Genomic DNA, 24,809 nt, shown 5'->3' with positions numbered 1-24,809 from the left:
CTTTTTTCTACTTGCTGCTATTATTCTGCAATGATTTGTTTGTTTTTTCGCCAGCTTAAGAAGGTTACTACTAATCCACCAAGTGAAAGAATCATACCAGCAATGTAGCCTACTAAACTTGCAGTACTTCCATTGTTCCCCATCGGCGCATCGCCTCTTCCTTCCATTCCATTAAACGGCGCCATGCCATTTTGATTATCCATTGAAAAACCATTATTTTCGGTTGTATTGGTATTCGTATCTGAATTTGTGTTTGTATTTGCTGAGGCAGTTGCATCCGTCGGAGGTTGTCCCATCATCCCCATTCTCTCGGAAGGCTCTTCCCTATTTACATATGCTACAACCCCAATTGTTGATTGAACCAATAAGAATAACATCGCAATAATACCTATCCAATGTTGAATTTTCTTCACTTTCATCTCTCCTATCTGTAATGTAGCTTTATTATGCTAGAGTTGGCTTAATTTTTTCTTAAATTTTTTGATAGAATGAGAGTGTGAGAGGATTATTCTATTATTCTCTGAAGAATGGGGATTCGTTTTAGTTATGGACGTTGCTTTTTTTCAAAAAAACGGGAGTCATGCCTCTTATGAAAGCTTTTTTCCACTTGGTTTTACTGGCAAATGGGGTTCATTTTGCTTATGAACGCCACTTTTTCCTAGCTTTCTCTGAAAAATGGTTTTCATTCCGCTTATGAACGCTACTTTTCCTTACTTCCTCTGAAAAATGGTTTTCATCCCTCTTATGAACGGCACTTTTTCCTTGCTTTCACTGAAATATAGTTTTCACTCCTCTTATGAACGCCACTTTTCCTTACTTCCTCTGAAAAATGATTTTCATCACTCTTTTGAACGCCACTTTTTCCTAGCTTTCTCTGAAAAATGGTTTTCATCCCCCTTATGAACGCCACTTTCCCTAGCTTTCTCTATAAAAATGGTTTTCATCCCCCATCTAAACGCCACTTTTTCCTCTCCTTCTCTGAGAAATAGTTTTCATCCCCCATCTAAACGCCAATCGCCTCTTCCCTCCCACCAAAAAATCCGTTCATCCAATAAAAAAAACCGATGGAATCTGACTTTATGCTCACCTAGCATTGTCATTCCATCGGTTTTCTATTATTTAACTGGTATCCAAATTTCGGAGTAGCAATTGTCGCTTGATGGATCATCGTCTGTGTATCGTTCAAAGGAGATATAGCCTGCTTGTTGATAAGTACTGGTCGGCATCCATTCCGAATAAATCTGTTTCCAAACCTTTTGCATACTATGTGGCATTGGTCCATGTACTTCAAAAACTGCCCATTTGGATGCTGGAATGATAAGCTGGTCATATTTTGCTGACTTTTCCTCTGTTGCAACTGCTACCCAGTAATCCATATCCTTGTCTGCTTGTTCTGATTGGTCCACACAAACACCAAGTACGCCTGACACTTCACCTACTGATAACATCAAAAGCTCGTTCACTGTTCCATTCTTATTTACCTCTTCCCAGAGCTTAGGGATTTCGCGAAGATTTTCATCTTCTTGAAAAGAATAAGATTTTTTCATACCGGCAATAGTAAATGCCTCTTTCTCTACTACTTTTACCTTCATTGGTTCTGCCCCTTTCAGCTGTACTTGAATGACGAGTGGGTTATATATTTTCAGACAGCCTATTCCTTTTCTCGTTTCACTCGGTGTAACCCCATGTTGTTTGCGATATGCCTTTGTAAAAGCTTCTGGTGTTTCATATCCATATTTAAAAGCAATATCAATAATCTTTTCCCTTGAGTGAAGCAAGCTTTGCCCAGCTATTGACAGCCTTCTTCTTCTAATATACTCCCCTACAGGTATTTCAGTAAGGATGGCGAATGTGCGTTGAAAGTGAAAAGTAGAAACATTCGCAACACGCGCAATCTCTTCTATTTCCAGCTTTTCTTCTAAGTTTTCCTCTATAAAGTTCAATGCTTTTTGTAATCCTTCCAACCATGTCACATATCTCACATCCTTAATACTAGTTTATAGGAATAAATTATCATTTTCCGGTTCATTTATGCTTTCTATTGACAGGTATGCGATTTGTTTTCTGATTGTCAAAATGACGGATTAAATAGAAAATAGACCTTCCTAGATAAATACAGAAAAAAGTGCCAAAAATGATAAGAGCAGATAAATAATTGTCTAATATCTTCATACTAACAAATAATAATAATAGGAAAACTAGCGCAACCAATAAATTAAAAATCGGATAATTTTTCATTCCTTTCCCTTCCTTGTTTATAAAATAATTATGTATGCATTTATCACGGTAAAATAGGCTGTCTATCCCGCTAGAATCTGGGTTTAGACAACCTATTCGACTTTAATAGAGAACGTATAATTTGGATTTCCTTGATCCCATTGGGCATAGATCATATATACATATACTCCTTTTTTGGCTGGAACAGTCATTTGGTTTCTGTCTACCTCAATAAATTCTTCTTCCCCATCTTCAAAAACTTCCGCAACCTGTAATGATCCCTCTAATGGTCTTTTATTAAAATCAATCGTAATCATTGTATTCGGTTCCACAGTAACAGAACCATTTCTTAACCCCATATCCCAAGGAGATGCATAGACATAATCGACACAGGATCCTTTCATTGAACCTTGCCAGCAATTTGAGCCAATTGTTGTCGGAATTCTGTTATCTTTCCATAATACCTCAGGTTTTGGTGGCTTGGAAAAGTAAATCGTATCCATTAGTACCCAAATACAAACAAAAATAAATGCAATTATTGTTACCACCATAAACATGCGAACAGTTTTATCCCCTTTCATTCCTCTTTAACTATTGGACGATTGTTATTGCAGAAAAGTTTCGATTTTTCTTTATAAAAAGAAAATTTTGGAGATATTTTTATTCTCCTCCTCCACTGCCTCCGCAATCTCCCCCACTATCAAAAGAAGAACCTCCATAATCATTCCCTCCATCAAAGAAAGATGCATTTGGGCCATCTGTTGGTGTTCCTGAAAATGGTGGAGAATGATAGCTGTTATGATGATGACTTATGTTATTTGTCTTTCCTTTTGATGATGCACTAAAAATATTTATCATGAAGATTGCTACAAATACGATAATAATGAATCCTAACATAGTTAACTCCTCCCTCTTTATGCTTATAGTTTGTATACGAACCTTCCTCTGAAATAGTTTCATAATTTTTACCATTTAAAAACCCGAAAAGCAGATATCCTACCTTTCGGGAAAATTTGTTACGCTCTTTTTTTATTTCTATTTTACTTTATATTCTCTCATCTTTATTTTAATGAAACACAGAGATTCAGTATTAGGAACTAATATAAGGCGCTCATTGAGCGAAAGTAGATTAAGTATATTCTATTCATTGTTCAGTTGTTTTTCTTAAAGGATAATATTCTACCAAATAATGTTTATCCCCTTCCAAATAAACATTATTTTGATCTTGTTCCGGATAATAGGTAGTGGTCATTACCTTTTGCCCATTGTTAATGAAGATTTCACAAACTGATTGATCAACAAAAATCGTTAAATATAATTCTTCGTTTTTCTTTAGTTCAATCGTTCTTTCAATCCCATATTCCAGATTAATGGGATTGAACGTTCGAGAACGGTCTAATGTGAGTTTTCCTTTTCCAGTATCAAATTCTAAACAAAGAAAATGATCTCGTTTTTTATTTGCGTAAAATTCCATATGTCCTATACTGTTACTAGGCACTCTAATTTGCAACTCGTAGGAATTCTCAGTTCCTTCCAAAGTAATCACTTTGTCATTAATGACAACTTTCTTATTCTCTTTTCGCAAAGCTTTCATTTCAGTAACTGGATTTTGATATAGTTCTCCGTTAATCAACTTTAATTCCTTTACCAAACTTAAACAATGTGCCCACCCATCCTTAAAAGTTGGATATTCCATTTCTGGTAGACCAATCCAACCAATACTTAAACAACGACCGTCTGGAGCAGTAAATGCCTGAGTTGCATAAAGATCAAATCCCTCATCTAGAAGCATTAAATCTTGCACATGATTGATTTTGCATCTTTCATGGTCATAATTTTCCCCGACAATATAAAAATTCGGATAAATATTTTGGTAGTCGGTAACCTTTTTATCTAATCCTTGTGGACAAAAAATTAATACTGGTTGTTTATCAAAAAATACCATATTAGGACATTCAATCATATAGCCCATTGATTCCTGGTTAAAATCTAGCGATCCATTTATTTTCCAATCTAGTAAATTATCACTCTGATATACCAAAACTTCTCCTTGTTTATTTGTAGTTTGAGCACCAATGAACATCAAATAGTGTTTGTTATACTTGATAACCTGGGGATCACGGAAATGTTCTGTTATTCCCTTAGGTATTTGATTAATGAGTGGTTTTTCTATTTTCGTTATGTTACTTTCCTGATCCATCCAAGCTCCCATTTGATAGGATCCCCGCTGCCAAGTTTCATCTCTCATATTTCCAGTATATGCAAGAAACAACTTATCTCCTATCGGTAATGCGGACCCTGAATAAACACCATGGGAATCGTAATACGTATCCGGCTTGATTGCGATACCCTCAGGATGCCAATGTATTAAGTCATCTGAGACTATATGGTACCAAGATTTAAGACCATGAACTGGACCAAAAGGAAAAAACTGATAAAATAGATGCCATTGGTTATTAAAAAATGTAAATCCATTTGGATCGTTCAGTAATCCCGTCTTAGGTTGGATATGAAAATCAAGACGCCACTTGGCTTCTTTCACCTTTGATTCCAATTTTCTTAGGTAATCATTCCCCCATTTCTCATATGGTTGATACCTTGCTTCATTCGTCCACTTCATATTTTCTCTACACCTTTTTTAATTTCAAAAATGGGCAGTACATAATTAAAATTATATTCCAAGCTTGATATAGTTTCCTTTGATTCAGTTATCACTACCATTACCGAAGGATCTTTACCTTTTGCTTTAATTAGGTCGATGTTCATTTCGCCGATAGATTCCCCTTGTTTAACTTTTTGCCCTTGTTTTATGTGAAGTACAAAAGGCTTTCCTTCTAATTCTACTGTATCAATTCCTAAATGAATTAATACTTCCAAACCATCTTCTCTACGAATACCAATGGCATGTTTCGTTGGAGCAATCATTTCAATTACCCCGCTAATTGGGGCAGTAATATCTTTTTTACTTGGCAAAACAGCAAAGCCTTCACCCATCATCTTATTTGCAAAAACTTTATCATTTACTTCAGTAATAGGAACAATCTCTCCTTCAATTGGTGCATATACTCTTGTGTTGAGTGCAGTTTCATTGGTGCCTGATAATTTTTTTGAGTTCGGTTTTGCTTTTTCTTTCTTAAAAACAATTAAGTTGGTCAAAACAAATGCTAAGATAACGGTTCCAATTCCAACTAATAAATAAGTTGTCACTTGATAAGGACTATATATATACATTAAAGGTGATAATAGCACTGCTAAACCGTAGCTGTTTGCTTGGATACCCAAAAACGATAGTACCATACCACCAATTGCTGAGCTTGCAAGCATAACACCAATTGCTTTCATACCTGCCCTCATGACAACTCCAAATAATGCAGGCTCACTGACACCTAATAATTGAGTTACAGTCGCAGAAATACCAGCCGTCTTGACCGAAGCACTTTTAGTTCGCAAAGCAATAGCTAAACAAACAGCAGCATTGGCAAATCCATACATAGCACAAACAGTAATCAAAGGATTAAATCCAGTGGAAGCAATCAAAGAAGTTTCAATCATGATAAACATGTGATGCATCCCTGTCATTACAGCAATCGGATAGAGGAAACCGATAATTAACCCACCAATTCCTAATGGTAAGTGTAAAAAAATCTCAATTACTTTGACAGCTTGTGACTCAAAACCATGAACTAAAGGACCTAAGATAAATAATGCAATAAAAACAGAAGCCAAGATGACTACGAATGGTGTAAAAATTAAATCCATCGAATTTGGCATTACTTTTCGAAGTTTCTTTTCAAGAGTTGCGCCAATAATTCCTGTAATCAAAGCGGTTAAGATGGAACCCTGATATCCTACCAAAGGAATAAAGCCAAAAGCCAAAATGGGGTCTGCTGTTCCTTCAGCAACTGCGTAAGCATTTGGTAAAGCTGGTGATACTAACATCAACCCAATTAGAAACCCAATAATCGGTAGTCCACCCACTTTTTTAAATGCAGACCAGCAAATGAAGGCAGTCAGAAAACCAAATGCTGTATCGGTTAAAACCGTTACCATTGCAGTTAACCAAGCAGGAATCGTTTCTGGTGATAACCCCATTGTGTTTAATACAGTTTCATTAAAGAGAACACCCTTTAACCCAAGGAATAGACCGGTCGCTCCTAAAATAGGGATAATGGGAACAAAAATATCAGCAATATTACGAACAGCACGCTGCAACTTGGAAGAATCATCTTTAATCATTTCATCTTTTGAATTTTCTCTATAAGAATAAAGCGATTGCATTTCTGCATAAACTTTATTAACAATCCCTGTCCCTAAAATAATTTGGTATTGCCCAGCATTATAAAATACACCCTTTACCTGTTCTACTTCTTCAACACGTGAATCATCAATTGCTTTACGATTTTTTACTTGTAAGCGTAGTCTAGTAGCACAGTGTGTAGCGGAGACGATATTATCTTCTCCGACTACAGCAACAATTTTTTTGGCAATATCTTGGTAATTCAGTTCCTTATTCATGATTTTTATCCTTTCTTAGCACAAGTGCTTGATATGGTTGTAATTTCAATCCGTTTCTCTCACAAGTTATCTCTGAATAATTATTTAATAGAATCTCTCCACTAATTCCATCGATAAAAGAAGCTTGATTTCTTAGATTAATTACTACTTGAATCGTCTCCGTATCTATTATTCTTTCATATGCAATAATGTAATCATTGGTATTAACAGGAACAAACTCTCCATAAATCAACGTATCACGATATTTTGAGCTATTTCTTAATTGAATCATTTTTTTATAATAATAAAATACTGAATCTTCCTGTTCCATTTGTAACTCAGCATTTATTGTCTTATGATCCCCAACTACTTTCAACCATGGTGAAGTAGACTCACTAAACCCTGCTGTTTCACTAGCATTCCATTGAAAAGGTGTTCGACTATTATCACGGGAACGCTGGTTGACAAACTCCAATGCCTCTTTACTAGTGAAGCCTTCTAACATTGATCGTTGATAATTATCAAGGCTAGATACATCATTAAAATCAGCAATTGTTTCCCGAATAAAATTCTTCATTCCCAGTTCTTGCCCTTGATAAATAAAAGGTGTTCCTCTTAGGAAGAAAAACAAAGTACCTAATGCCTTAGCACCAATGTCATTTTGATATTTTGGATCATTGATATACTTTGAGATAGAGCGAGGCTGATCATGATTTTCCAGAAAATTGGCTCCCCAGCCGTTTCTTTGAATTGCCTCTTGGCTTTTGAAAATTTGATCCTTAAGTTCCTTGACTTGCCAATTAGTTCTTCTAAACCATTCACTTCCACTTTCTACATCTATATCGGCATAATGAAAATCAAATATCATATTAAAATAGCCATTATGACCAATGTATTGATCGTATTCCTCATATGTAACTCCTGGAGCTTCTCCAACCGAAACACATTCATATTTTTGGAAAGTCTCACGATTCAGTTCAGTCAAGAAATCTTTAATGCCAGGACGATTCCGGCCTTTATGCTTTACACTAGCTAATCCGTCCGCACCATCTGGGGTTACATCTGCATAGTCTTGGTCCTTTTTAATGAAAGTAATCGAATCAATTCGAAACCCAGAAATACCTTTCTCTAACCACCAATTTATCATGTCATAAATTTCTTGACGAAGAATTGGATTCTCCCAATTAAGATCAGGCTGCTTTTTATCAAATGTATGAAAATAATACATATTTTCTTCATTCGGAACTTTTTCCCAAACGCTTCCACCAAAGATTGAACGCCAATTGTTTGGAGGACTAGCATTTTTTCCTTTTTTAAAAATATAATAATTGCGATATTTGCTTGTTGGATCATTTAGGGCAGATTGAAACCATACATGCTCATCAGAAGAGTGATTCACAACTAAATCTAAAATAATTTTGATTCCCCTCTTTTTAGCGGCTGTCAATAATTCATCAAAATCAGCCATTGTGCCAAATTCCGGTTGAATACCTTTATAATCAGAAATATCATAGCCGTTATCAACCATTGGTGAGGTGAAAATTGGACAAATCCAAAGCATAGTTATTCCAAGTTTCTCTAAGTAATCTAATTTTTGAGTTATCCCCTTGATATCACCAATTCCATCATTGTTACTGTCATAAAAACTTTTTGGATAAATTTGATAAACAACTTCATCTTTCCACCATATTGGTTTTTCCATGAATATCTTTGGTGTATCTTTTTGAAAGGCATTTTCCATTATTACACGTTCCCCCTTTTATGATATCGATACCATAACACTGTTTTTAAAAGAATCTGTTTACACAGATTCTCTGATAATTAGTTCTAAATTTAATTCCGAATGATCAATTTGATAATTTATTCCATCAAGATGTGCCATCAACAAATTAGTCGCTTCTTTTCCCAATGCTTCTACTGGTTGTGAAATGGTTGTCAATGGTACTGTTAACATTGCGGTAAATGGTTGATTATCAAAACCCATGATTGCTAAATCTTCTGGAATCTTCTTTCCAGCTCCCATCATAATTTGGAGGATTCCACTAGCAACTTCATCGCTACTTGTAAAAATTGCATCTGGTCGATTTTCAGGAGGCAAAGCCAAAATTTTCTTCGCAATTTCCTGACCATCTTTAATTGTATGAACCTGTTTGAATATCCAATCTATTTTCATTTGCAATTGATTTTCTGTTATTGCTTTCTCAAATCCTCTGGTACGAGCATTCCCATGTCCACCTTGAGTTAAGCTACCTCCCGTACAGTAACTAATTTTGCGGTAACCTTTTTTAATTAAGAAGTTAATAGCATCATACGTTGCCTTTTCTTGATTTGTGTAAACTTGTGGTATCGTTGTACTAGGAATTTGTTCGTTGCATAATACGATTGGTCCAAATTCTCGATAAGATTCAATAACAGCAGGGTCTCCTTCTACTGAACACATGATTAGACCTGCAAGGACTTGCTGCTTTAGCATCTCCAACATTTTGATCTCCGCATGTTTATCATCATAAGTTTGCATAATTAAAACATTGTATCCATGTAGTTTCACTTGCCTCTCAATGGAGTCAACCAAATATGAAAAAAATGGATTGGTAATACGAGATACCAAAATGCCAATCATTGTACCCTTTTTCGACCTCAACTGAGTTGCAACAGAACTAGGAGTATAATTGAGCTCCACCATTGCTTTTCTGATTTTTTCTCGTTTATCGTCGGAAATATAAGGATGATTATTTAAATATCGAGAAACTGTTGAAACAGATAGTCCTGCCTTTTTCGCCACATCCTTTATTGTAGCCATAAAAAGCATTCCTTTCTTCTATGGTATCGATTTCATAATTACTATAATTTCTTTTTAATGGATTGTCAAGAAAAAGTAAGTATAAACTTTCTTTCCAAATATATTATTCTAAATTATAAAGTCGGAGATGAAAAAAACCGAAAAGTAGATATTCTACCTTTCGGAAAATTTGATTATGCTCTTTTCTTCATTTCCTTTACTCTTTCCATAAAGGATGGCTTTTTTCTGTTAAAATAATAAAAAATTCCAGTAATCAGCAAAATAATAACAATTAGTGCGAGTGGATTAATATTTGTGGAGAATACACCGTAGGGAATTAATGCAAGGACAAAAAAGTAAAAGAAATTTCCTATCGCTGTTCCAATGGTAAAAGGACGCAAAGAAATATTGCTTACTCCTGCAATGATATTTAAAATACTAGTCGGGAAGAAAGGAAAAACCCTACCATAGATTACATATCTCATTCCTTTATGTTCGATTTTATCAAGCATATCTTGGTGATTTTTGACTTTGCTATGAACGAAATCTTGAAACCAAAAGCGTATAGCAAGAAAGATAATCATTGCTGCTATCACACTTGACAACCAACTCCACAAAAAGCCATAAAAGAAGCCAAACGAGTAAAAATTTAGGGTAATAACTAATATTAACGGGATAACGGTAAAGCTATTTTGAATAATCATTATAAATAAACTTACTATAAGTGCATAAGTAATATTATCTTTAAATACAGATGTGACAGAATCAATCTCCCCTTGACGAATAGCCTGTAAGATATCGGTATAGCGGAAAAATAGAATAAAGAGGCTGATCGTCACAAAAAATGTGAATGGCTTCCAAAAATGTTTTATAATAAATCACCTTTTTCATAAATTATATGTCACATACTAAAGAGTGGTACACTTTAGATGATTCATTTTACTACAAATTTATTCTTTTCCTTTTTTTTATAATTATCAGTTTTCTACCCTTTTTTAATTTTTTTGAATCTAAGTTGTCTAATAAATCTTCATTAAAGCCCTCAATTAACATATGATTGCACAAAAAAACACTATTCATTGGCATAAACCTTGTAAAATGAATAATGTCTTTTACCCAGTCAATTGTCTACTTCTCCTGAGTAAGGCTAATGTCTTCTTCTACTCTATCTAACCACTCATTGATAATAGAAGTAAATAACTTTGCTTGTTCAACCTGCAAATTATGGCCCGCTCTATCTAAAACAGCAAATGTTGCTCTAGAAAATATATGTATCTATTGATACAGCTTATTCAAATAATGAAATATTTACATCTTTTCCATAACAGTAAACTAGCAGTGTATGTAATTGAGCTCTATGATGATAGATATGTGCGACTATTTCTAATAGCCATTCATACCTTGTATAGGTTGCTCCCCAATATGATGTCGTTCTTTCTTGTAATTCTGTTTCTGTGAGATTGCTATAGCTTTCTTTTAATGTTTCATAATTATAGGCAATAGCATCTTTTACATCCTTGACACTTTTTAATGAAACACTAGAATAGTATTCCGTCATCTCTTTTTGAATCGAACCGTTTAATATCAATAAATCAGCCTTACAAATTACAGCAATATGTTCTAATAGCTCACCTATCGAACGTTTATTACTTGCTGGCCTTTTCTGTAAGTCAGCCTCTTCTAATGTCTCTATTATTTTGATTATTGTTTTTAAAGCTATTTCTATTTGATTTAGTGCACTAGTAATATATGAATTCTTCAATAACGCCACTCCTAAAAAGAATATACGTTCGCATTTTTGATTATAGTCTATTCTATCATATATTCAACACTAAAACTCGTTTATTCTGACTTTTAAACAAAGAGGATATGAAGACGGACCTATTGCTTTGAATTTATTAGCCTTGAATCTTTCTTAAATGTCCTTGTTTAGCTCCTTTTCCATCTGCTATACTTTAAAAGAAACAAACAGGAAGTGTTATTTTATGAGACAAGCACTTATTATCATCGATATGCAAGAAATTTTCTTTAACCATCCCCAATACTGTTTATTCAATAAGGATCAAATTGTACAAAATATCAATATACTAATCAATCAAGCTCACGAAAAAAATATTCAGGTTATTTTTATCCAACATACAGATTCAAATGAACAGGATGAACTTTTTGAGGGAAAAGATGATTGGAAACTTCATCAAACTTTATTGGTTTCCTCTGAGGATAAGATAATCAGAAAAACAAAATGGGACGCTTTCTATCAAACAGAACTTTTGGATTATCTAAAAAGCAAGAAAATAAAACAGCTTATTTTTGCTGGTGCTCAAACTGAGTTTTGTCTTGATACTACTATTCGAGCAGCCTATAGCTTGGGATTTCAAAATAATCTACTTTTCCAAAACACCCAAAGTACGATTAATGGTCCCGTTTTACGTGCAGAGGATATTATTAATCATCATGAAGCAATTTGGAATAATCGATTTCTGACAGTGATAAAAGGTGAATTAAAACTATAACCTAAAGGGGCGTCTATACTTTTGGTGAAGAGCTTATTGAGATGCCTTCTGTTAAAAAGATTATTAATGAGAATTTATTATAAGAAAATCCATGCTATAAATATAAAAGAGCCAATTCTTTTGGCTCTTTTCATGATGATTAAAATGCTTTCTTTTGTCTAATAAACATACGATTGCTTTTTTCTAAAGGGGCATTTTTCATTAATAAATAGGCTGAAAGAAGAAAGACAATGGCTATTCCAAGCAAAATCGCAACAAATTGGAGATGTTTCGTAAAAATCAATTCTGTTAACCAGCCCATATCTCCAAAAACGACTACAATCGTACCGATAACTACAAGGAATGTCGCTGCTGAAAGGGATAAAATCGTCCCATAATTAAACCAAATCGTTTTTATAATCATCCCTAAACTAAATAAAAAGAATAGCCAACAAAAATCTACCCATACATATACAAGCCAATTAGAGCTTTTTGTGAGTTCTGCTAAATGCAAAAGATTAATCGACCCATTTATATGATTAGTAATGAGATAAAATAGATTAAGGACTACGACACTAATAACACCATAAATGAATGCTGTAAGATACAAAGCAAAAACAAATTGTTTTCTAGTACCGCCTAGAGAAAGAATATATTTGTATCCACTAAAATTAGCAAACGGATAGATGAGAAAGACAATAAATAGAGGACCGAATAAGATAAAGGATCCAGCGTCTGCAACACCAATAAATCCTAAAATATTATAGAAAGCAAAGAGCACAAAAGTAATAGCTGCATTTATATAAAATGTTAAGCTCATTTCTCTCATCATTAATTTGAATGGTCCAGTAAAAGTATTCATACTTTTTGCACCTCTTTTTTCGTTGTATAGTTAACTAGATAATCCTGCAATTTCGCTTTTTCCACTGTAACGCCAGCTTTGTTAGCTCTTGCTTTCCACTCCTCAGTAAATATATCATCAATCATCACATTGATTTGTTTGCCAAGTTTTCTTTTTTCTAAAAGGCTCTGCCCTTCTATTAAAGGCTCTATCGCTTCCGCTGAACCAGATAATAGAATACCATGCATTTTCAACTCTTCCGTTTCTTCATAGCGTACAATTGTCTGCTCATTGATAATCGCAATCTTTTCACACATTGCTTCAATCTCATCAATATGATGGGTCGATAAAATAATAAAACGAGGATCTTCCTCATACGTATCTAGAAGTGCATCATAAAATTGCTTTCTCATATAGGCATCAAGGCCATTTGTTGGTTCATCCATAATGGTTACAGGAGCTTTACTAGCGAGTCCCAAGACAATTTGTAGCATTGTTTGCATCCCTTTAGAGAAATTTTTGATTTTCTTTTTTCTTGGCAATTCAAATAAAGTAACTAGATGTTCAGCTAGCTCTCCATCCCAGTTTTTATTAAATAGAGCACCAAAACGAAGCGCATCCTCAACTTTCCAAAGAATCGAAAAGGGGTGATTTTCTTGAATATACGTTATGTTGTTCATTGCTTCTTTATTGTTATACGGTGTTATACCATTCACATTAATAGAACCGGCATCGATATTTTCCAGACCAGATAAAAGCTTCATAAACGTCGTCTTTCCAGATCCATTTCGCCCCCATAGCCCCATAATGATCGGTTCTGTTTCTGAAATATTTATATTTTTTAGAGCTGGCACATTTCCATAGGAAAACGACACATTTTCGAGTTTAATCATCTGTATAATCCTCCTTAATTACTTGAAGTAATTCTACTTTTTTTATTTCAATACGCTTTGCTTCTTCCATCATTGGTTTTACATATTCGTTGTAAAAGTCTTCTTTACGCTTTTCCAGCAGCTTTTGTTTGGCACCCTCTGCAACAAACATGCCAACACCACGTTGCTTATATACATATCCAGCCTCAACCAATGCTGCAAGCCCTTTTTGCGCAGTTGCTCGATTGATTTGGTAAAACTTAGAAATTTCAGTCGTAGAAGGGATTTGATCACCTTCTACAAGCTCCCCTTCCACAATTTCATTTGCTATCATATCTGAAATTTGCTGAAAAATAGGCTTTGAGTCATCAAAAACAGCTTTCACGGATTTCTCCTTCCCTCATACGTTGAACGGTTGATTAGTTATGTAACCAACTATACAACAGTTGTTCTTTTTTGTCAAACTGCCATTTCATTTTTTTAAACAAAAAACACTTTTATATTGCAAACATATCATTCATTTGACATTTTATTTAAATCTTCTATTTTTGGAAAAAAACGTCGAAAAAAAGGAGTATAATGGAAATAAAAAATGGGGAGGTTGTTGTAATGATTACCTTACTAGAAGATATTGCTCCATTAGGACTAAAAGATACGAAATTATATATCATGAAAACAACTGATTCTTTTGTTATTTCTATCCCTAAAATTAATTGGTCTACTGAGCTGAGCAAATCAGATTCTACCCATGATCAATTTGATCATTTAATTCATTCCTTAACATTTCACATGTTTGAGGGAAATTGTTCCGAACTCGCAGAATGCATCACAGCATCTATTGGGAAGTATGAAAATTCATTAGAAGAAAGTCTCTAACCTTTCATTTATATAACGTCATACTTAAAGGCACAATGGATAATCACTGTAATCTATTGTGTCTTTTCCATTTGTTAATATTCTCTCTTTCACTTCCCCACTCTCCATTTAATTGCATAAAATGATTCCCATACGCTAAAATGGTTAAATGAATAATAGAATGATTAAAGGAGTTTTTTTCTTGGAGTTTCTTTTTACGAGTGAGCGATTAGGTTATCGATTATTAACATTAGAGGATGTAGAAGCATGTGAACAGTTTTGGGGAAGGGAAGAAGTCATGACCTATTGTGGCGGGAGTACTGACTCTGCCTTACTTCCTCAAGTTATTGACTTTTACCAGCAATGTCAAGCTGATTTTGGCCTTTCTGTTTACGGAGTGGTTGATTTAGCTACTAATCAGGTGATTGGGGCAGCTGGCTTTAATATAGAGGATTCTTTGGACGAAGTAGAGCTTATTTTCCATTTTACAAAAGACAATTGGAACAAAGGCTATGCGACAGAAGCAGCCATTGCATGTATGAAGTTTGCTGAGGAGCAAGGAAGTGTTCAAAAAGTAATTGCTTCTGCTAGTATCGAAAACAAGGCTTCTTTAAACATACTTGGCAAAATCGGCTTTCAGTATATGGGCATCAAATATTTTGAGGATTTGGAGCAGGAAGAAGCTTATTTTGGGTTTGTTTTTTAAGGGTAGTTTGTTTCCATAAAACTGAAATTGCAGCACAAATATGGGATGCAATTTACTAACATACGAAAGCATGGGATTTTTCCCAAGCTTTCCGTCTTTACTCGTTAAATTAAAGGAGACACTATAGTAGACTGGCTGGGGAAATAAGCGGATAAATTTCTCTTAATTAGAAATCAGCACGGAAAATAGCCTAAATTAAGGTATAAATTCCGTCTATTTACTTGAAAAATCTCAAAATCACTTCTTTTACATTGCTTAAGCGAAAAATCTCCGCTTATTTATCCCTAACCAAGCACTATTTTGCTGTTTAACCGGAAAATCTCCGTTTATTTTAATTATCTTTAATTGCTCAAATAGAATCGACGATATACGATGAAAATAACAGGCCTATTCCCCATCCTAATCCATGTAATTTAACCTTTCACAATCGCTTAAGAGGTTCTCTTTCGAAAACATGAAAATAGTAAGAATAAGGATTTTTTTCATCTGTTATTCCTTTGGTAACAGATGTCTCCTTCCATTCATTTAAATCAACATTTGGGAAGAACGTGTCCCCTTCAAATTCTGCATGAATCTTGGTTATGTACATTGATTCTACATATGGAAGAAACATTATATATATTTCTTCGCCACCAAAAATAAATATTTCTTCTTCCTTTTCACATAATGTAAATACTTCATCTAATGAATGTGCCATTTCACAGCCGTCCAATACTAACTCTCTATCTCTAGATAAGACGATATTCCTTCTGTTTCTTAATGCTTTTCCAATGGATTGGAAGTTTTTTCTCCCCAAAATAATGGGATGCCCTGAAGTTATTTTTTTCACATACTCCCAATCTCTCGGAATCCTCCAAGGAATATCATTTTCTTTCCCAATTACTCTGTTCTCGTCCATCGCTACAATTAAAGATACCTTCATGGAGCACTCCTCTTATTGACTTATGTAAAATAGCTTAATAATCGATCAAAAGAATCAATTTCAGCAAATGGTTTAATCTCGGTATCATTCTTGATTCTAAGTGGATTAAACCATACCCCTTTTATATTGGCATTTTGACAACCACCAATATCTCTTTCTAAGTCATCGCCAACGAATAATGTGTCCTCTGGCTGCACATTAAGCTTATTTAAAGCTAGTTCAAAAATGCGTTTGTCCGGTTTACTAATCCCCACTTCATCAGAAATGATGATTGTATCAAAATAATGATGTAAATTGGTGCTCCTTATTTTTGCTTTTTGTCTATGGACGGTGCCATTTGTGATAATTGCAACCTTCACTTGACTCTTTAGCCTATTTAATATGTTTAATCTATCTTGATTTACAGAAAAACAATACGGAAAATGCTGATTCCAAAAAGCTAATATGTCATTGTGTGGTATTCTATGTTTTGGTGGAAAAGAATCGAAAAATGCTTCAAAAACCTTTGTTTTATCCTTTTGACCATAGCATCGCTTGTCCTGTTCTTTAAATTCTTGCAGCATTTCCCTTTTTGTGGAATCATCAATATCCTCATAACATTTTTCTAATAAAATGAAAAACAGTTTATCTACTGCATTATCTCTATCAAGCAAGGTATCATCTAAATCAAATAGCACTGCTTTGTAGCTGCTCAAATAATTCACCACCATTCTATTTCTGGATACTTCTTTAAAAAGCTACACAAAAAGGCTGGCTACTTTCATCCAAACATTTCTCTATTCTTCCCCTAAAATTCTTATATGTCACCATCTTCAGCGCTTCCTCTATGGGAAAAAATCCTACTTCTAAACTTTCTGGAGAAGTAGCTAATTCTCCCCCAACTGGTTTTGCTAAGAACAGCGTATTGCATATGGAACGGTTCACATTTTGGAATATTCCACAAAATTTTACAATCTCAATATCAATACCTGATTCTTCTTTTGCTTCTCTTATTGCGGCGTCTTTCAAGGACTCCCCCTCTTCCACTTGTCCGCCTGGCATTTCCCATCCTCTCTTAGGTCCCTTGATTAATAAAATTTCGCCTTGTTCGTTAATAATGATCGTCGCTGCTGAAACGATATGTTTTGGCGGCGAATAGGACTGTTGTGTGCTTTGAACCATTTGAATCCCCCGTTCTTTTTAGAGCTTTTCTACCCTTGCATTTCCTCCACTGTTTTAATAATTCGATAGAATGCTTGATTAATAGGTGTTTCAATCCCAAGCTTCTGACCATAATCGATAACTTTTTCGGCAAATAAAGCGACTTCTGTTTCTCTGCCAGCTTCGATATCCTGCAGCATCGATGTCTTTCCTTTCCCGCCAACTTTGCTTAGCACATTGGCAAAAAAATAATCCATGTCTTGTTCTGTTAAGTCAATTTCCTTTGCCTGTGCAAGCTGAATTACTTCCTTCATCGCACTTTTTGCTAGCTCTCTTGCTTGTCCATCTTTTTGAAAATAAGCATATGGTGCTCTTGTTACAGCTGAAGCTTGATTCATGCCTACGTTAATCATGAACTTATTCCATAAAGCACGCTCCATATCTTCTGGTACATCAACTGGTATATTTGCTCTTTCTAAGCATTCTTTGACCTCTTTTACGCGATCCGTCAGCTCTATATTTACTCTCTCCCCAAAAGTGATGATTCCAGGAGTACTGTAATAGATTCGATTGCCTTCTCTTGTTGAGTCAATGCCATTACAGATGGAATAGAGAATCTTTTCTTCCCCATAGCTTTGTGCAATTTCTTCCTCGCTTGTAATCCCATTTAATAAGGAAAGAATTACTGTTTTCTCTCCTACAAATGGACGAATTAGGGAGATTGCTTCTTGAAGCTGTCCATATTTTACTGCAAGGAGAACCAAATCAAAGGCTTCTGATTGTGTATCTGGATGGATGTAATGAAAGGAAGTTTCTTCGTCGTTTATGTAGAATTTTTCTTTTTCATATCTTGTTTTTCTATGCTCATCGACAATAATTTGTACTTCTAATCCTTCTACTTCCTGAAGCATTTTGCCGTATACTGCCCCAATCGCTCCAAGCCCTACAATACCGATTTTTTTGATGGTCACTTTTCTTTCCTTCTTTCTGTGATTATTCATAATCTTTTAAATTATTTTAACATATATTTCTAGTAAAAAAATACTTCCTTTTCATCATCGAAAAGGAAGTACCTTCTATCCTATCTTAGCTTTCCCTGCTTCAATCGCTTTGTTAATGGCTTTGCGAATGATTATTTTTTCTTCAACATGTTTATATTCCTTTAGTACATCAAATACTATTTTCCTTGCAATTACTTTATTTCTCGTAATCGGGTAAACCAATGAGTACAGATAGGCTGCTTGTTTCTTATTCATTTTTAGCTTCGCTGTTCATTTACAGGTAGCGCTAAGGTAACTTTAAATAAGTCTCCATCTGTCTCTATTGTCATCATTCCCTCATGAAGGTCGATAATCGATTTTGCAATCGCAAGTCCAAGTCCGGATCCTTCCGTATGTCTAGAGGTATCCCCTCGTTTAAAACGCTCAAATAATTCATCCATATTGTCATCTAGTTCATACTTAGAAATATTTTTAAATTGAAGAATTGCTTGCCCTTTTTCTTGTTTAATCGAAAGGTAGACACGAGAATGCTCCAAGGAATACTTCAAAATATTTCCTATTAAATTATCAAATACTCTCCATAGCTTCTGCCCATCTACTACTGCATTAATCGACGGCTCTTGATTGGTTACACGAAAATCAAGAGTAGAGGCTTTGATTGTTTCATCATATTCTCCTAATGCTTGCTGTAAAAGCTGCACTAAATCTACCTTTTCCCTCTTCAATTCCACATTGCCGCTAACCATTTTCGAAACCTCAAACAAATCATCAATCAATACTTTTAACCGCTGTGATTTTCGGTCAATAATAGCCAGATAGCCGTCCTTTTCTTCCTCTGATAGATTTTTATTTTTCAATAATTCCGTGTAGTTAATGATAGATGTTAAAGGCGTTCGTAGATCGTGACTGACATTGGTAATTAATTCGGTTTTTAGGCGTTCGCTTTTTGCTTGGGCATTTTGAGAGAAAATCACGCCATTTTTTAGTGTATTGATAGTCTCTACTAAAGTTGTAAGTTCACTAGAGGCCTTAATCTCTAGATCGCTTACTTTCCGACCATTCATAATCTCATTTGTATATAGGACTAGCTGATTTAAAGACTTTGTATTTTTTACCAAATAATGGATCACTGGTATTCCAATTATTATTACTGCTACAAGATAGAACGGTGCTAATACTGGTTCTATAAGTGTTGCCATTAAACTGATACCTAGTACGAAAACAATGATTAAACAAAGAATTAATTTAGTTAACGGAGTTCTACTTGAAAATAATTGCAAAAGTGGTTTCTTTACTGTTTTTATACATTTTCCAACAAACGTTTTCGTCCAAAATAATTTATCCCCTTTTAATTTTTCTTTATATAAAAGAGAAATTTGAATAAATGACAAAGATATAAACAGCCAAGCTAAACATCCAAATAAAATAATCCCCTTCCAATACGATCCCTCATTATATAGGTGTATCTCAAATTGATCAATTACGCCCCATATACCGATTATCCCAACCGCTACACTTATAATAAGGAAAATAATGCCAATATCTATTGGAACTTTCTTATAAAATGAGTTTTCCCATTGTGTTAAAATGCTTCTTCTAGTTAAAAGGAGGAAGCAACTTGCAACTAAACTAATAATACTAATGACACTAAAAGAGATTGCTTGCTTTTGTTGTGATTTATAGTTATCCACTTCTTTATTTATCATACTATTGGCATTTAAATTGTTAGGAACTGCAATTATTCCTTCAAAGCTGCCTCTTTTTACTTTGATGTTATTGAGAATAGACACTTCTGTCGCAACTGTGTCTTTATAACCAAACTCATACCAAGGAGAATCTAAGGTAATATAGTGTTGTTCCCACTCATCTTTGGGATCAACGTGGATATCGCGAAGAAATTTTGTATTCTTCTGATTTAACTTACTATCGATCTTTTCACCCGGAGCAACCTCAACGTTTGTTATAATTTCTCCCGTTTTCTTATTTTCAAAATAATACTGGAAGGAATCAGCCCAGTCTTTATACTCATATTCCCTATTCTGTAAGTCTTGATAGTATTCATCTAATTGTCGTGCTTTTTCTTTTTTAATCTTTTCTTCTACATATTCATTACTTTGAAAATTTTTAGTGATATCAGAGATTTTCTTATCTCTTTCATCTGTATATAACTGTTCTGCTTCCGTGCTTCCTGTAGATTTAGCAGTTTGAATTTGTTCCTCATACTGACTTTTTATAATTTGGATTTGTTCATTCAAATCACCATAATAATAACGGTAATCATTTATTTCTTTTTCTGTCACAGTTATATTCTTCTTCGCTTCTTCTATCGGAATATAATATAACTCATTCTCACTTAAAAGATCCATATAATAATACATTTTATCTTGAAAGATGGATGTTTTATAAAAATCTGATTGCATGTACTTATTAAACCACATATCTATCGAAGCAATTCCACTAAGCCCGATTGTAATAAGCAATGTCCAAACAATAAAAAGCCCTTTATTTCTCGATTTTGTAGCCAATGCCCCACACCACCTTTAAGAAACGCGGATTTTTTGGATCCACTTCGATTTTCTCGCGGATTTTTCGAATATGTACTGCCACCGTGTTTTCAGCATTGTACCCAGGTTCCTTCCATACACTTTCATAAATTTCCGTAATAGAGAACACTCTGCCTGCATTTTTCATTAATAATACAACGATTTTATATTCAATCGGCGTTAGCTTTACACCTTCTCCATTTACCGCTACTTCTTTTGCCTCCTGGTCTAATGTTAATCCATGAAGGTCTATTTTTTTCTTCACACCATCAAAGGTTCCAAGTGTCACATATCTTCGTAATTGCGATTTCACTCTTGCGACTAGCTCCATTGGATTGAATGGTTTTGTGATATAATCATCAGCGCCTATTTGCAAGCCTAATATTTTATCCGTATCCTCACTTTTCGCTGTCAGCATTATAATCGGAATATTTTTTTGTTCACGAATTTTATAAGTAGCAGAAATCCCATCTAAATTCGGCATCATAATATCCATTAGAATTAAATGAACGGTTTGTTCCATTAAAATATCTAATGCCTCTAGTCCATCACTTGCTTTTAAAACGGTAATCCCTTCGTTTTTAAGATATATTTCAATGGCATCTCGAATTTCTTTCTCATCATCCACCACTAGCACATTTACTTTCTCCAACAACAACCACCTGCTTTCTCTCTCTTCGATGTCTCTATCATAGGCAAAAAATCTTAATATCTGCTAAGCAAAATTCTTAAGATTTTCTTAATATTCTTCTAGGATATTCCATTCTCTCATTCTATCAAAGGAATGTTGTTGTTCACACCACTATTTCGATATAATCATTTCTTTAGCTTGGTGAAATGAAAAAATGGCTTTCATCTTTTATGGATGAAAACCATTTGTCTTATTGTTTAGCCTTAATTTGTTCCCGAATCTTCTCTAGCTCCTCAAGGGACAGTCCCCCTAATGATTCTTTGATTTCTTCTTCCATGCGCTTACGGTTTTTCTCTCGGTATTGATTCCACCAAGCACGAAGCCCTTCTGTTTGATCCAATATGTAATCAATATCGATTTCTTCTACCTCATCGTCTGAAATATACTCCAACACCGCTGCTAGCATGCGGTTTAATTTATCTACTTCCCCCTCTTTCTTGTTCGTATTCAGCGGTTCCTTTTCTATTTCTTCGCTAATCTCTTCATCTTTACGAGGCATCGTTTTTCTCCTATCTTTATTCCTGTTTTTTCTAGTATTTCCATTAGAAAAAATCACTATTCTTCCCGTGCAGGAAATAGATATCGCCATATCGAATAAATGATTGTGAGTTTATGTTTAAGGAGTGTGTAAAATGGAAGCACGTCATGAAAATTTATTTAAACAATTGGAAACGTATCGGAAGGAACTGTTAGGGACTGTTGAAATGATGACAGACGAGCAAGCAGAAATTATTCCAGATGGATTTAATAATAATATCCGCTGGAATCTCGGTCATCTTTATCTCGATCAGTTTTTATGGATCGAGGCATTAACAAAAGAAGCCTCTCCTACTTCGAAGCAATTCAATCAATGGTTTGGCTTTGGTACAACACCAGCCAATTTTACAGAGGAGACACCGTCCTTCCAAGAATTAAAAGAGCTTTTAAACGCACAACCACAAGAAATATTAGAAAAATATCGCAATGAGCTTGAAAAAGAATATCCCCCAATCGATATGGGCATGCACACAATAGAACAAGTATTAATTCGAACGATTTTTCATGAAGGCATGCATTTGCAGGCGATCAATGATTTGAAACGGTTTGTTTAGAGACATTAGTGAACAAAAAACTACCTAGAAGTTGTTAAGCGATTTTTACTTACCATATTCTCAATAGAAAAAATCGCTAAAATTTTTATATATAAAGCAACGAAGGAATCTGATCCTACAAAAAGAAAACCACTGAACAAACAATTTCAGTGGTTATTTCTGTATGGATTAAAAATGACTACATTATCTTGTTTTGGTGTCTCAAACACCCTAAAAGCTATTCACTTTCCCCTTTCACTCGTCTATTTCCCTCTTGTTTTAACCAATATCTAATTCCCTTTCCAGCCAATGGTTCATCCTTATATCTTGGGATTAGGTGAAGATGACAATGATAAATCTCTTGGTTAGAGACTTTGCCTACATTCCATCCTATTGTATAGCCATCAGGAGAATGGTTATTATCTATAAATTTTTTTGCCTTATGTACTAGCTCATATGTATCGGTCCACTCTTCTTGTGTTAACTCAAAGACGTCCTTGTGATGGTTTTTAGGAATTATTAAACCGCTACCCTCTAAGACACCTTGATGTTTGTTATGTTGCAAAAAATAACATGTTTCATTCTCCAGGACGATATTTTGGTCGCTATCTTTATGTGGATTACATAAAGGACAATCTAAATCATAAGCCATTTTTCTCCTCCTATAACTATCCCTTTATTCATCCTCCACTTCACCAAAATATAACAAATTCTTCTTAACCATCGCAATCAATGCTTATCTTTACTTGCAATTTCCTCAATCAAAGCTGGCAACCAATTATCCAGGTTACTGAACTCAAAGCCCGCTTTTTCTGCCTTTTCCGTATTCATATACCATGTGGCAGGAATGGCAAATGGGGATGTATCTTCCTCGTCCCCTTTTAACGTTATTTTCGCCTCATGCCCTGTCACCTTTTCGATTATATGGATTAATTCTCCCATAGAAATTTTTCCATTCGCCGTTGCATTAAATGGTCCTTCAAAGTCTGAAAAACCTGCCCATTTTAAGAATGTTGCAGCTTCTGAGGCAAGAATAAAGGACATTTCTGCTTCCATATTAACAAAGCCAATTGCGTTTCCTTTCTGAATCCCCTCCACATGAAAATGCAACCTGCGTGTGTAATCATCTTCTCCTAACACAATGGGGAACCTTACTGCCACAACTGGAAATGTTGCGTACTGAAAGAAAACGGCTTCTGCTTGTCGCTTTCCTTCGTTATATGTAAATGCCTCTTTATCTCCCCATGCTATCGGATAATGATACGGATCAAAGTCTTCTTCTCTCTTTTCCTTTCCATCTGCAGCATACGTCGATAAGGAAGAAGTAAACACAAGCTTGCCAATGTTCCCGTTAAAAACTTCACAGAAATCCCTTGCTTCATTTGATGTATAGCAAATATTGTCATAAACAATATCAAATTTTCGTCCTTCAAAATGATTATTAAGTTGTTCCTTCATAGAGCGATCACCGATGATATGCTCCACTCGATCGCCAAATGGATGACTTGTTGTCCCACGGGTCATTATCGTAACCTGATGCCCCTCTTCCAACAGCAATTCCACTAGCTTCCTTCCAAAAAAACGTGTACCACCAAGAACTAAAATTTTTTTCATCTATTTCACTCCTAAACAATGACATGCGTATTACATTCCATATGGAAAAGATATTTCCTTCTTTTTGATTCATTATATTATTTCCATGAAACATATATTTATATTGCAAAAACAGCTTCTAATAAAAGTTATTTTAAACATAAAAAGAATACTTTATTTCGCTATTTCAGTAAAAACATCATTATGGTAAAATTAAACAAAAAGGGAAAGGAGATACTATGAAACAGAATTTCTTTGGTGTTGGATCTTTTATTATTTTTTTCCTATCCTTTGTGGCTTATATCCTTTCGTTTTTTATGAGCTTTCCTTTTCCCAATGCTCTCTCTATATTACTCCTTTGGATTTTTCCTATCATTGGGATAATCTTTGGTTGCTTAGGAAAAAAAGGATACTTTAAATTTTGCGGCCTTATCGGTAATATCCTTATTTTTATCATAATGATAGTAATCCCTTTCGTTACCTCATTTTTTTGGAATCAACCTTGATTGCCTCTAATGAGTAAATGAATTTTGACTGGGGGTATAAATTTGCAGCATAAGCGTTCCCTTCTATTAATCTTCCTTATAAATATC

Annotated in this window: 29 protein-coding genes and 1 pseudogene; 4 read left to right on the top strand and 26 right to left on the bottom strand. The window is 34.6% G+C overall.

All coding sequences use genetic code 11. The features are described 5' to 3' along the window. Positions 1-20: 20 nt before the first annotated feature. From NYE52_RS10045 to NYE52_RS09990, 13 genes and pseudogenes are all read right to left on the bottom strand, one after another. Positions 21-413: a hypothetical protein gene (locus NYE52_RS10045; protein WP_341192935.1), complete on the bottom strand. Its 393-nt coding sequence runs from the start codon at positions 411-413 to the stop codon at positions 21-23. A gap of 329 nt (positions 414-742) precedes the next feature. Next, positions 743-892: a hypothetical protein gene (locus tag NYE52_RS10040; RefSeq protein WP_341192934.1), complete on the bottom strand. Its 150-nt coding sequence runs from the start codon at positions 890-892 to the stop codon at positions 743-745. 223 nt (positions 893-1,115) lie between these two features. Further along, positions 1,116-1,973 (bottom strand): AraC family transcriptional regulator, encoded by an 858-nt coding sequence (locus NYE52_RS10035; RefSeq protein ID WP_341192933.1) that lies wholly within the window; start codon positions 1,971-1,973, stop codon positions 1,116-1,118. Between the two features lie 52 nt (positions 1,974-2,025). Further along, positions 2,026-2,238, bottom strand: a complete 213-nt coding sequence (locus NYE52_RS10030; RefSeq protein WP_341192932.1) for a hypothetical protein — start codon at positions 2,236-2,238, stop codon at positions 2,026-2,028. A gap of 92 nt (positions 2,239-2,330) precedes the next feature. After that, positions 2,331-2,798 (bottom strand): hypothetical protein, encoded by a 468-nt coding sequence (locus NYE52_RS10025; RefSeq protein WP_341192931.1) that lies wholly within the window; start codon positions 2,796-2,798, stop codon positions 2,331-2,333. A 79-nt stretch (positions 2,799-2,877) separates the two neighbouring features. Beyond that, complete coding sequence (locus NYE52_RS10020; protein WP_341192930.1) at positions 2,878-3,114, bottom strand: hypothetical protein; 237 nt, start codon at positions 3,112-3,114, stop codon at positions 2,878-2,880. Between the two features lie 247 nt (positions 3,115-3,361). After that, positions 3,362-4,837 carry a sucrose-6-phosphate hydrolase gene (locus NYE52_RS10015; RefSeq protein ID WP_341192929.1) on the bottom strand — a complete coding sequence of 492 codons (1,476 nt, stop codon included), beginning with the start codon at positions 4,835-4,837 and terminating at the stop codon, positions 3,362-3,364. Next, the gene (locus NYE52_RS10010) at positions 4,834-6,732 is read right to left on the bottom strand and encodes a PTS beta-glucoside transporter subunit IIBCA (RefSeq protein ID WP_341192928.1); all 1,899 of its coding nucleotides are present in this window, start codon (positions 6,730-6,732) and stop codon (positions 4,834-4,836) included. The genes NYE52_RS10015 and NYE52_RS10010 overlap by 4 nt, the downstream gene beginning before the upstream one ends. Then, positions 6,725-8,452 carry an alpha-glucosidase gene (locus tag NYE52_RS10005; protein WP_341192927.1) on the bottom strand — a complete coding sequence of 576 codons (1,728 nt, stop codon included), beginning with the start codon at positions 8,450-8,452 and terminating at the stop codon, positions 6,725-6,727. Before NYE52_RS10005 ends, NYE52_RS10010 begins: the two co-directional genes overlap by 8 nt. A 60-nt stretch (positions 8,453-8,512) precedes the next feature. After that, positions 8,513-9,511, bottom strand: a complete 999-nt coding sequence (locus NYE52_RS10000; protein ID WP_341192926.1) for a LacI family DNA-binding transcriptional regulator — start codon at positions 9,509-9,511, stop codon at positions 8,513-8,515. Between the two features lie 173 nt (positions 9,512-9,684). After that, positions 9,685-10,329, bottom strand: a complete 645-nt coding sequence (locus NYE52_RS09995; protein WP_341192925.1) for a TVP38/TMEM64 family protein — start codon at positions 10,327-10,329, stop codon at positions 9,685-9,687. Between the two features lie 289 nt (positions 10,330-10,618). Continuing rightward, a pseudogene (locus tag NYE52_RS24720) lies at positions 10,619-10,756 on the bottom strand (alpha/beta fold hydrolase); the annotation flags it as partial. A 22-nt stretch (positions 10,757-10,778) separates the two neighbouring features. Further along, a complete protein-coding gene (locus tag NYE52_RS09990; protein ID WP_341192924.1) occupies positions 10,779-11,252 on the bottom strand; it encodes a DinB family protein in 474 nt (157 codons plus the stop codon). Positions 11,253-11,475: 223 nt separating this feature from the next. On the opposite strand from NYE52_RS09990, the gene NYE52_RS09985 reads away from it, so the two are divergent. Then, entirely contained in the window at positions 11,476-12,003 is a 528-nt protein-coding gene (locus NYE52_RS09985) for an isochorismatase family protein (RefSeq protein ID WP_341192923.1), read from the top strand. Between the two features lie 139 nt (positions 12,004-12,142). On the opposite strand, the gene NYE52_RS09980 is transcribed toward NYE52_RS09985, so the two are convergent. The 3 genes from NYE52_RS09980 to NYE52_RS09970 are packed head-to-tail and all read right to left on the bottom strand — an operon-like array spanning position 12,143 to position 14,080. Then, a complete protein-coding gene (locus tag NYE52_RS09980; protein WP_341192922.1) occupies positions 12,143-12,844 on the bottom strand; it encodes a hypothetical protein in 702 nt (233 codons plus the stop codon). Beyond that, complete coding sequence (locus NYE52_RS09975; protein ID WP_341192921.1) at positions 12,841-13,716, bottom strand: ABC transporter ATP-binding protein; 876 nt, start codon at positions 13,714-13,716, stop codon at positions 12,841-12,843. The genes NYE52_RS09980 and NYE52_RS09975 overlap by 4 nt, the downstream gene beginning before the upstream one ends. Then, on the bottom strand, positions 13,709-14,080 hold the full coding sequence (locus NYE52_RS09970; RefSeq protein ID WP_169188452.1) for a GntR family transcriptional regulator: 372 nt from the start codon (positions 14,078-14,080) through the stop codon (positions 13,709-13,711). The genes NYE52_RS09975 and NYE52_RS09970 overlap by 8 nt, the downstream gene beginning before the upstream one ends. A 224-nt stretch (positions 14,081-14,304) precedes the next feature. Here NYE52_RS09970 and NYE52_RS09965 point away from each other — a divergent pair, with 224 nt between their 5' ends. Continuing rightward, on the top strand, positions 14,305-14,571 hold the full coding sequence (locus NYE52_RS09965) for a YueH family protein (RefSeq protein WP_341192920.1): 267 nt from the start codon (positions 14,305-14,307) through the stop codon (positions 14,569-14,571). Positions 14,572-14,752: 181 nt separating this feature from the next. Continuing rightward, positions 14,753-15,256, top strand: coding sequence for a GNAT family N-acetyltransferase (locus NYE52_RS09960; RefSeq protein WP_341192919.1), 504 nt, complete (start codon positions 14,753-14,755; stop codon positions 15,254-15,256). Positions 15,257-15,677: 421 nt separating this feature from the next. Here the strand turns inward: NYE52_RS09960 and NYE52_RS09955 are convergent, their stop codons facing one another. The 8 genes from NYE52_RS09955 to NYE52_RS09920 all read right to left on the bottom strand — a co-directional run bounded on the left by NYE52_RS09955 (position 15,678) and on the right by NYE52_RS09920 (position 22,052). Next, a complete protein-coding gene (locus NYE52_RS09955) occupies positions 15,678-16,178 on the bottom strand; it encodes a dihydrofolate reductase (RefSeq protein WP_341192918.1) in 501 nt (166 codons plus the stop codon). Between the two features lie 20 nt (positions 16,179-16,198). Continuing rightward, complete coding sequence (locus NYE52_RS09950; RefSeq protein WP_341192917.1) at positions 16,199-16,888, bottom strand: HAD family hydrolase; 690 nt, start codon at positions 16,886-16,888, stop codon at positions 16,199-16,201. A 19-nt stretch (positions 16,889-16,907) separates the two neighbouring features. Next, positions 16,908-17,339: an NUDIX hydrolase gene (locus NYE52_RS09945; protein ID WP_341192916.1), complete on the bottom strand. Its 432-nt coding sequence runs from the start codon at positions 17,337-17,339 to the stop codon at positions 16,908-16,910. Positions 17,340-17,368: 29 nt separating this feature from the next. Then, positions 17,369-18,289, bottom strand: a complete 921-nt coding sequence (locus tag NYE52_RS09940; RefSeq protein ID WP_341192915.1) for a ketopantoate reductase family protein — start codon at positions 18,287-18,289, stop codon at positions 17,369-17,371. 105 nt (positions 18,290-18,394) lie between these two features. Next, complete coding sequence (locus NYE52_RS09935; protein WP_341192914.1) at positions 18,395-18,574, bottom strand: hypothetical protein; 180 nt, start codon at positions 18,572-18,574, stop codon at positions 18,395-18,397. 2 nt (positions 18,575-18,576) lie between these two features. After that, positions 18,577-20,844: a sensor histidine kinase gene (locus NYE52_RS09930; RefSeq protein WP_341192913.1), complete on the bottom strand. Its 2,268-nt coding sequence runs from the start codon at positions 20,842-20,844 to the stop codon at positions 18,577-18,579. Next, entirely contained in the window at positions 20,822-21,514 is a 693-nt protein-coding gene (locus tag NYE52_RS09925; protein ID WP_341192912.1) for a response regulator transcription factor, read from the bottom strand. The genes NYE52_RS09930 and NYE52_RS09925 overlap by 23 nt, the downstream gene beginning before the upstream one ends. A 229-nt stretch (positions 21,515-21,743) precedes the next feature. Next, complete coding sequence (locus NYE52_RS09920) at positions 21,744-22,052, bottom strand: hypothetical protein (RefSeq protein WP_341192911.1); 309 nt, start codon at positions 22,050-22,052, stop codon at positions 21,744-21,746. A gap of 133 nt (positions 22,053-22,185) precedes the next feature. Here NYE52_RS09920 and NYE52_RS09915 point away from each other — a divergent pair, with 133 nt between their 5' ends. Continuing rightward, the gene (locus NYE52_RS09915; protein ID WP_341192910.1) at positions 22,186-22,644 is read left to right on the top strand and encodes a DinB family protein; all 459 of its coding nucleotides are present in this window, start codon (positions 22,186-22,188) and stop codon (positions 22,642-22,644) included. Positions 22,645-22,861: 217 nt separating this feature from the next. Here the strand turns inward: NYE52_RS09915 and NYE52_RS09910 are convergent, their stop codons facing one another. Both NYE52_RS09910 and NYE52_RS09905 read right to left on the bottom strand, forming a co-directional pair. Then, complete coding sequence (locus tag NYE52_RS09910) at positions 22,862-23,275, bottom strand: HIT family protein (protein ID WP_341192909.1); 414 nt, start codon at positions 23,273-23,275, stop codon at positions 22,862-22,864. Between the two features lie 77 nt (positions 23,276-23,352). Beyond that, complete coding sequence (locus NYE52_RS09905) at positions 23,353-24,237, bottom strand: NAD-dependent epimerase/dehydratase family protein (protein ID WP_341192908.1); 885 nt, start codon at positions 24,235-24,237, stop codon at positions 23,353-23,355. Positions 24,238-24,809 lie beyond the last annotated feature (572 nt).

The sequence above is a fragment of the Niallia sp. FSL W8-0635 genome (genome assembly GCF_038007965.1).
Taxonomy (GTDB): domain Bacteria; phylum Bacillota; class Bacilli; order Bacillales; family Cytobacillaceae; genus Niallia.
This window is presented reverse-complemented; position numbering and strand designations above follow the sequence as displayed.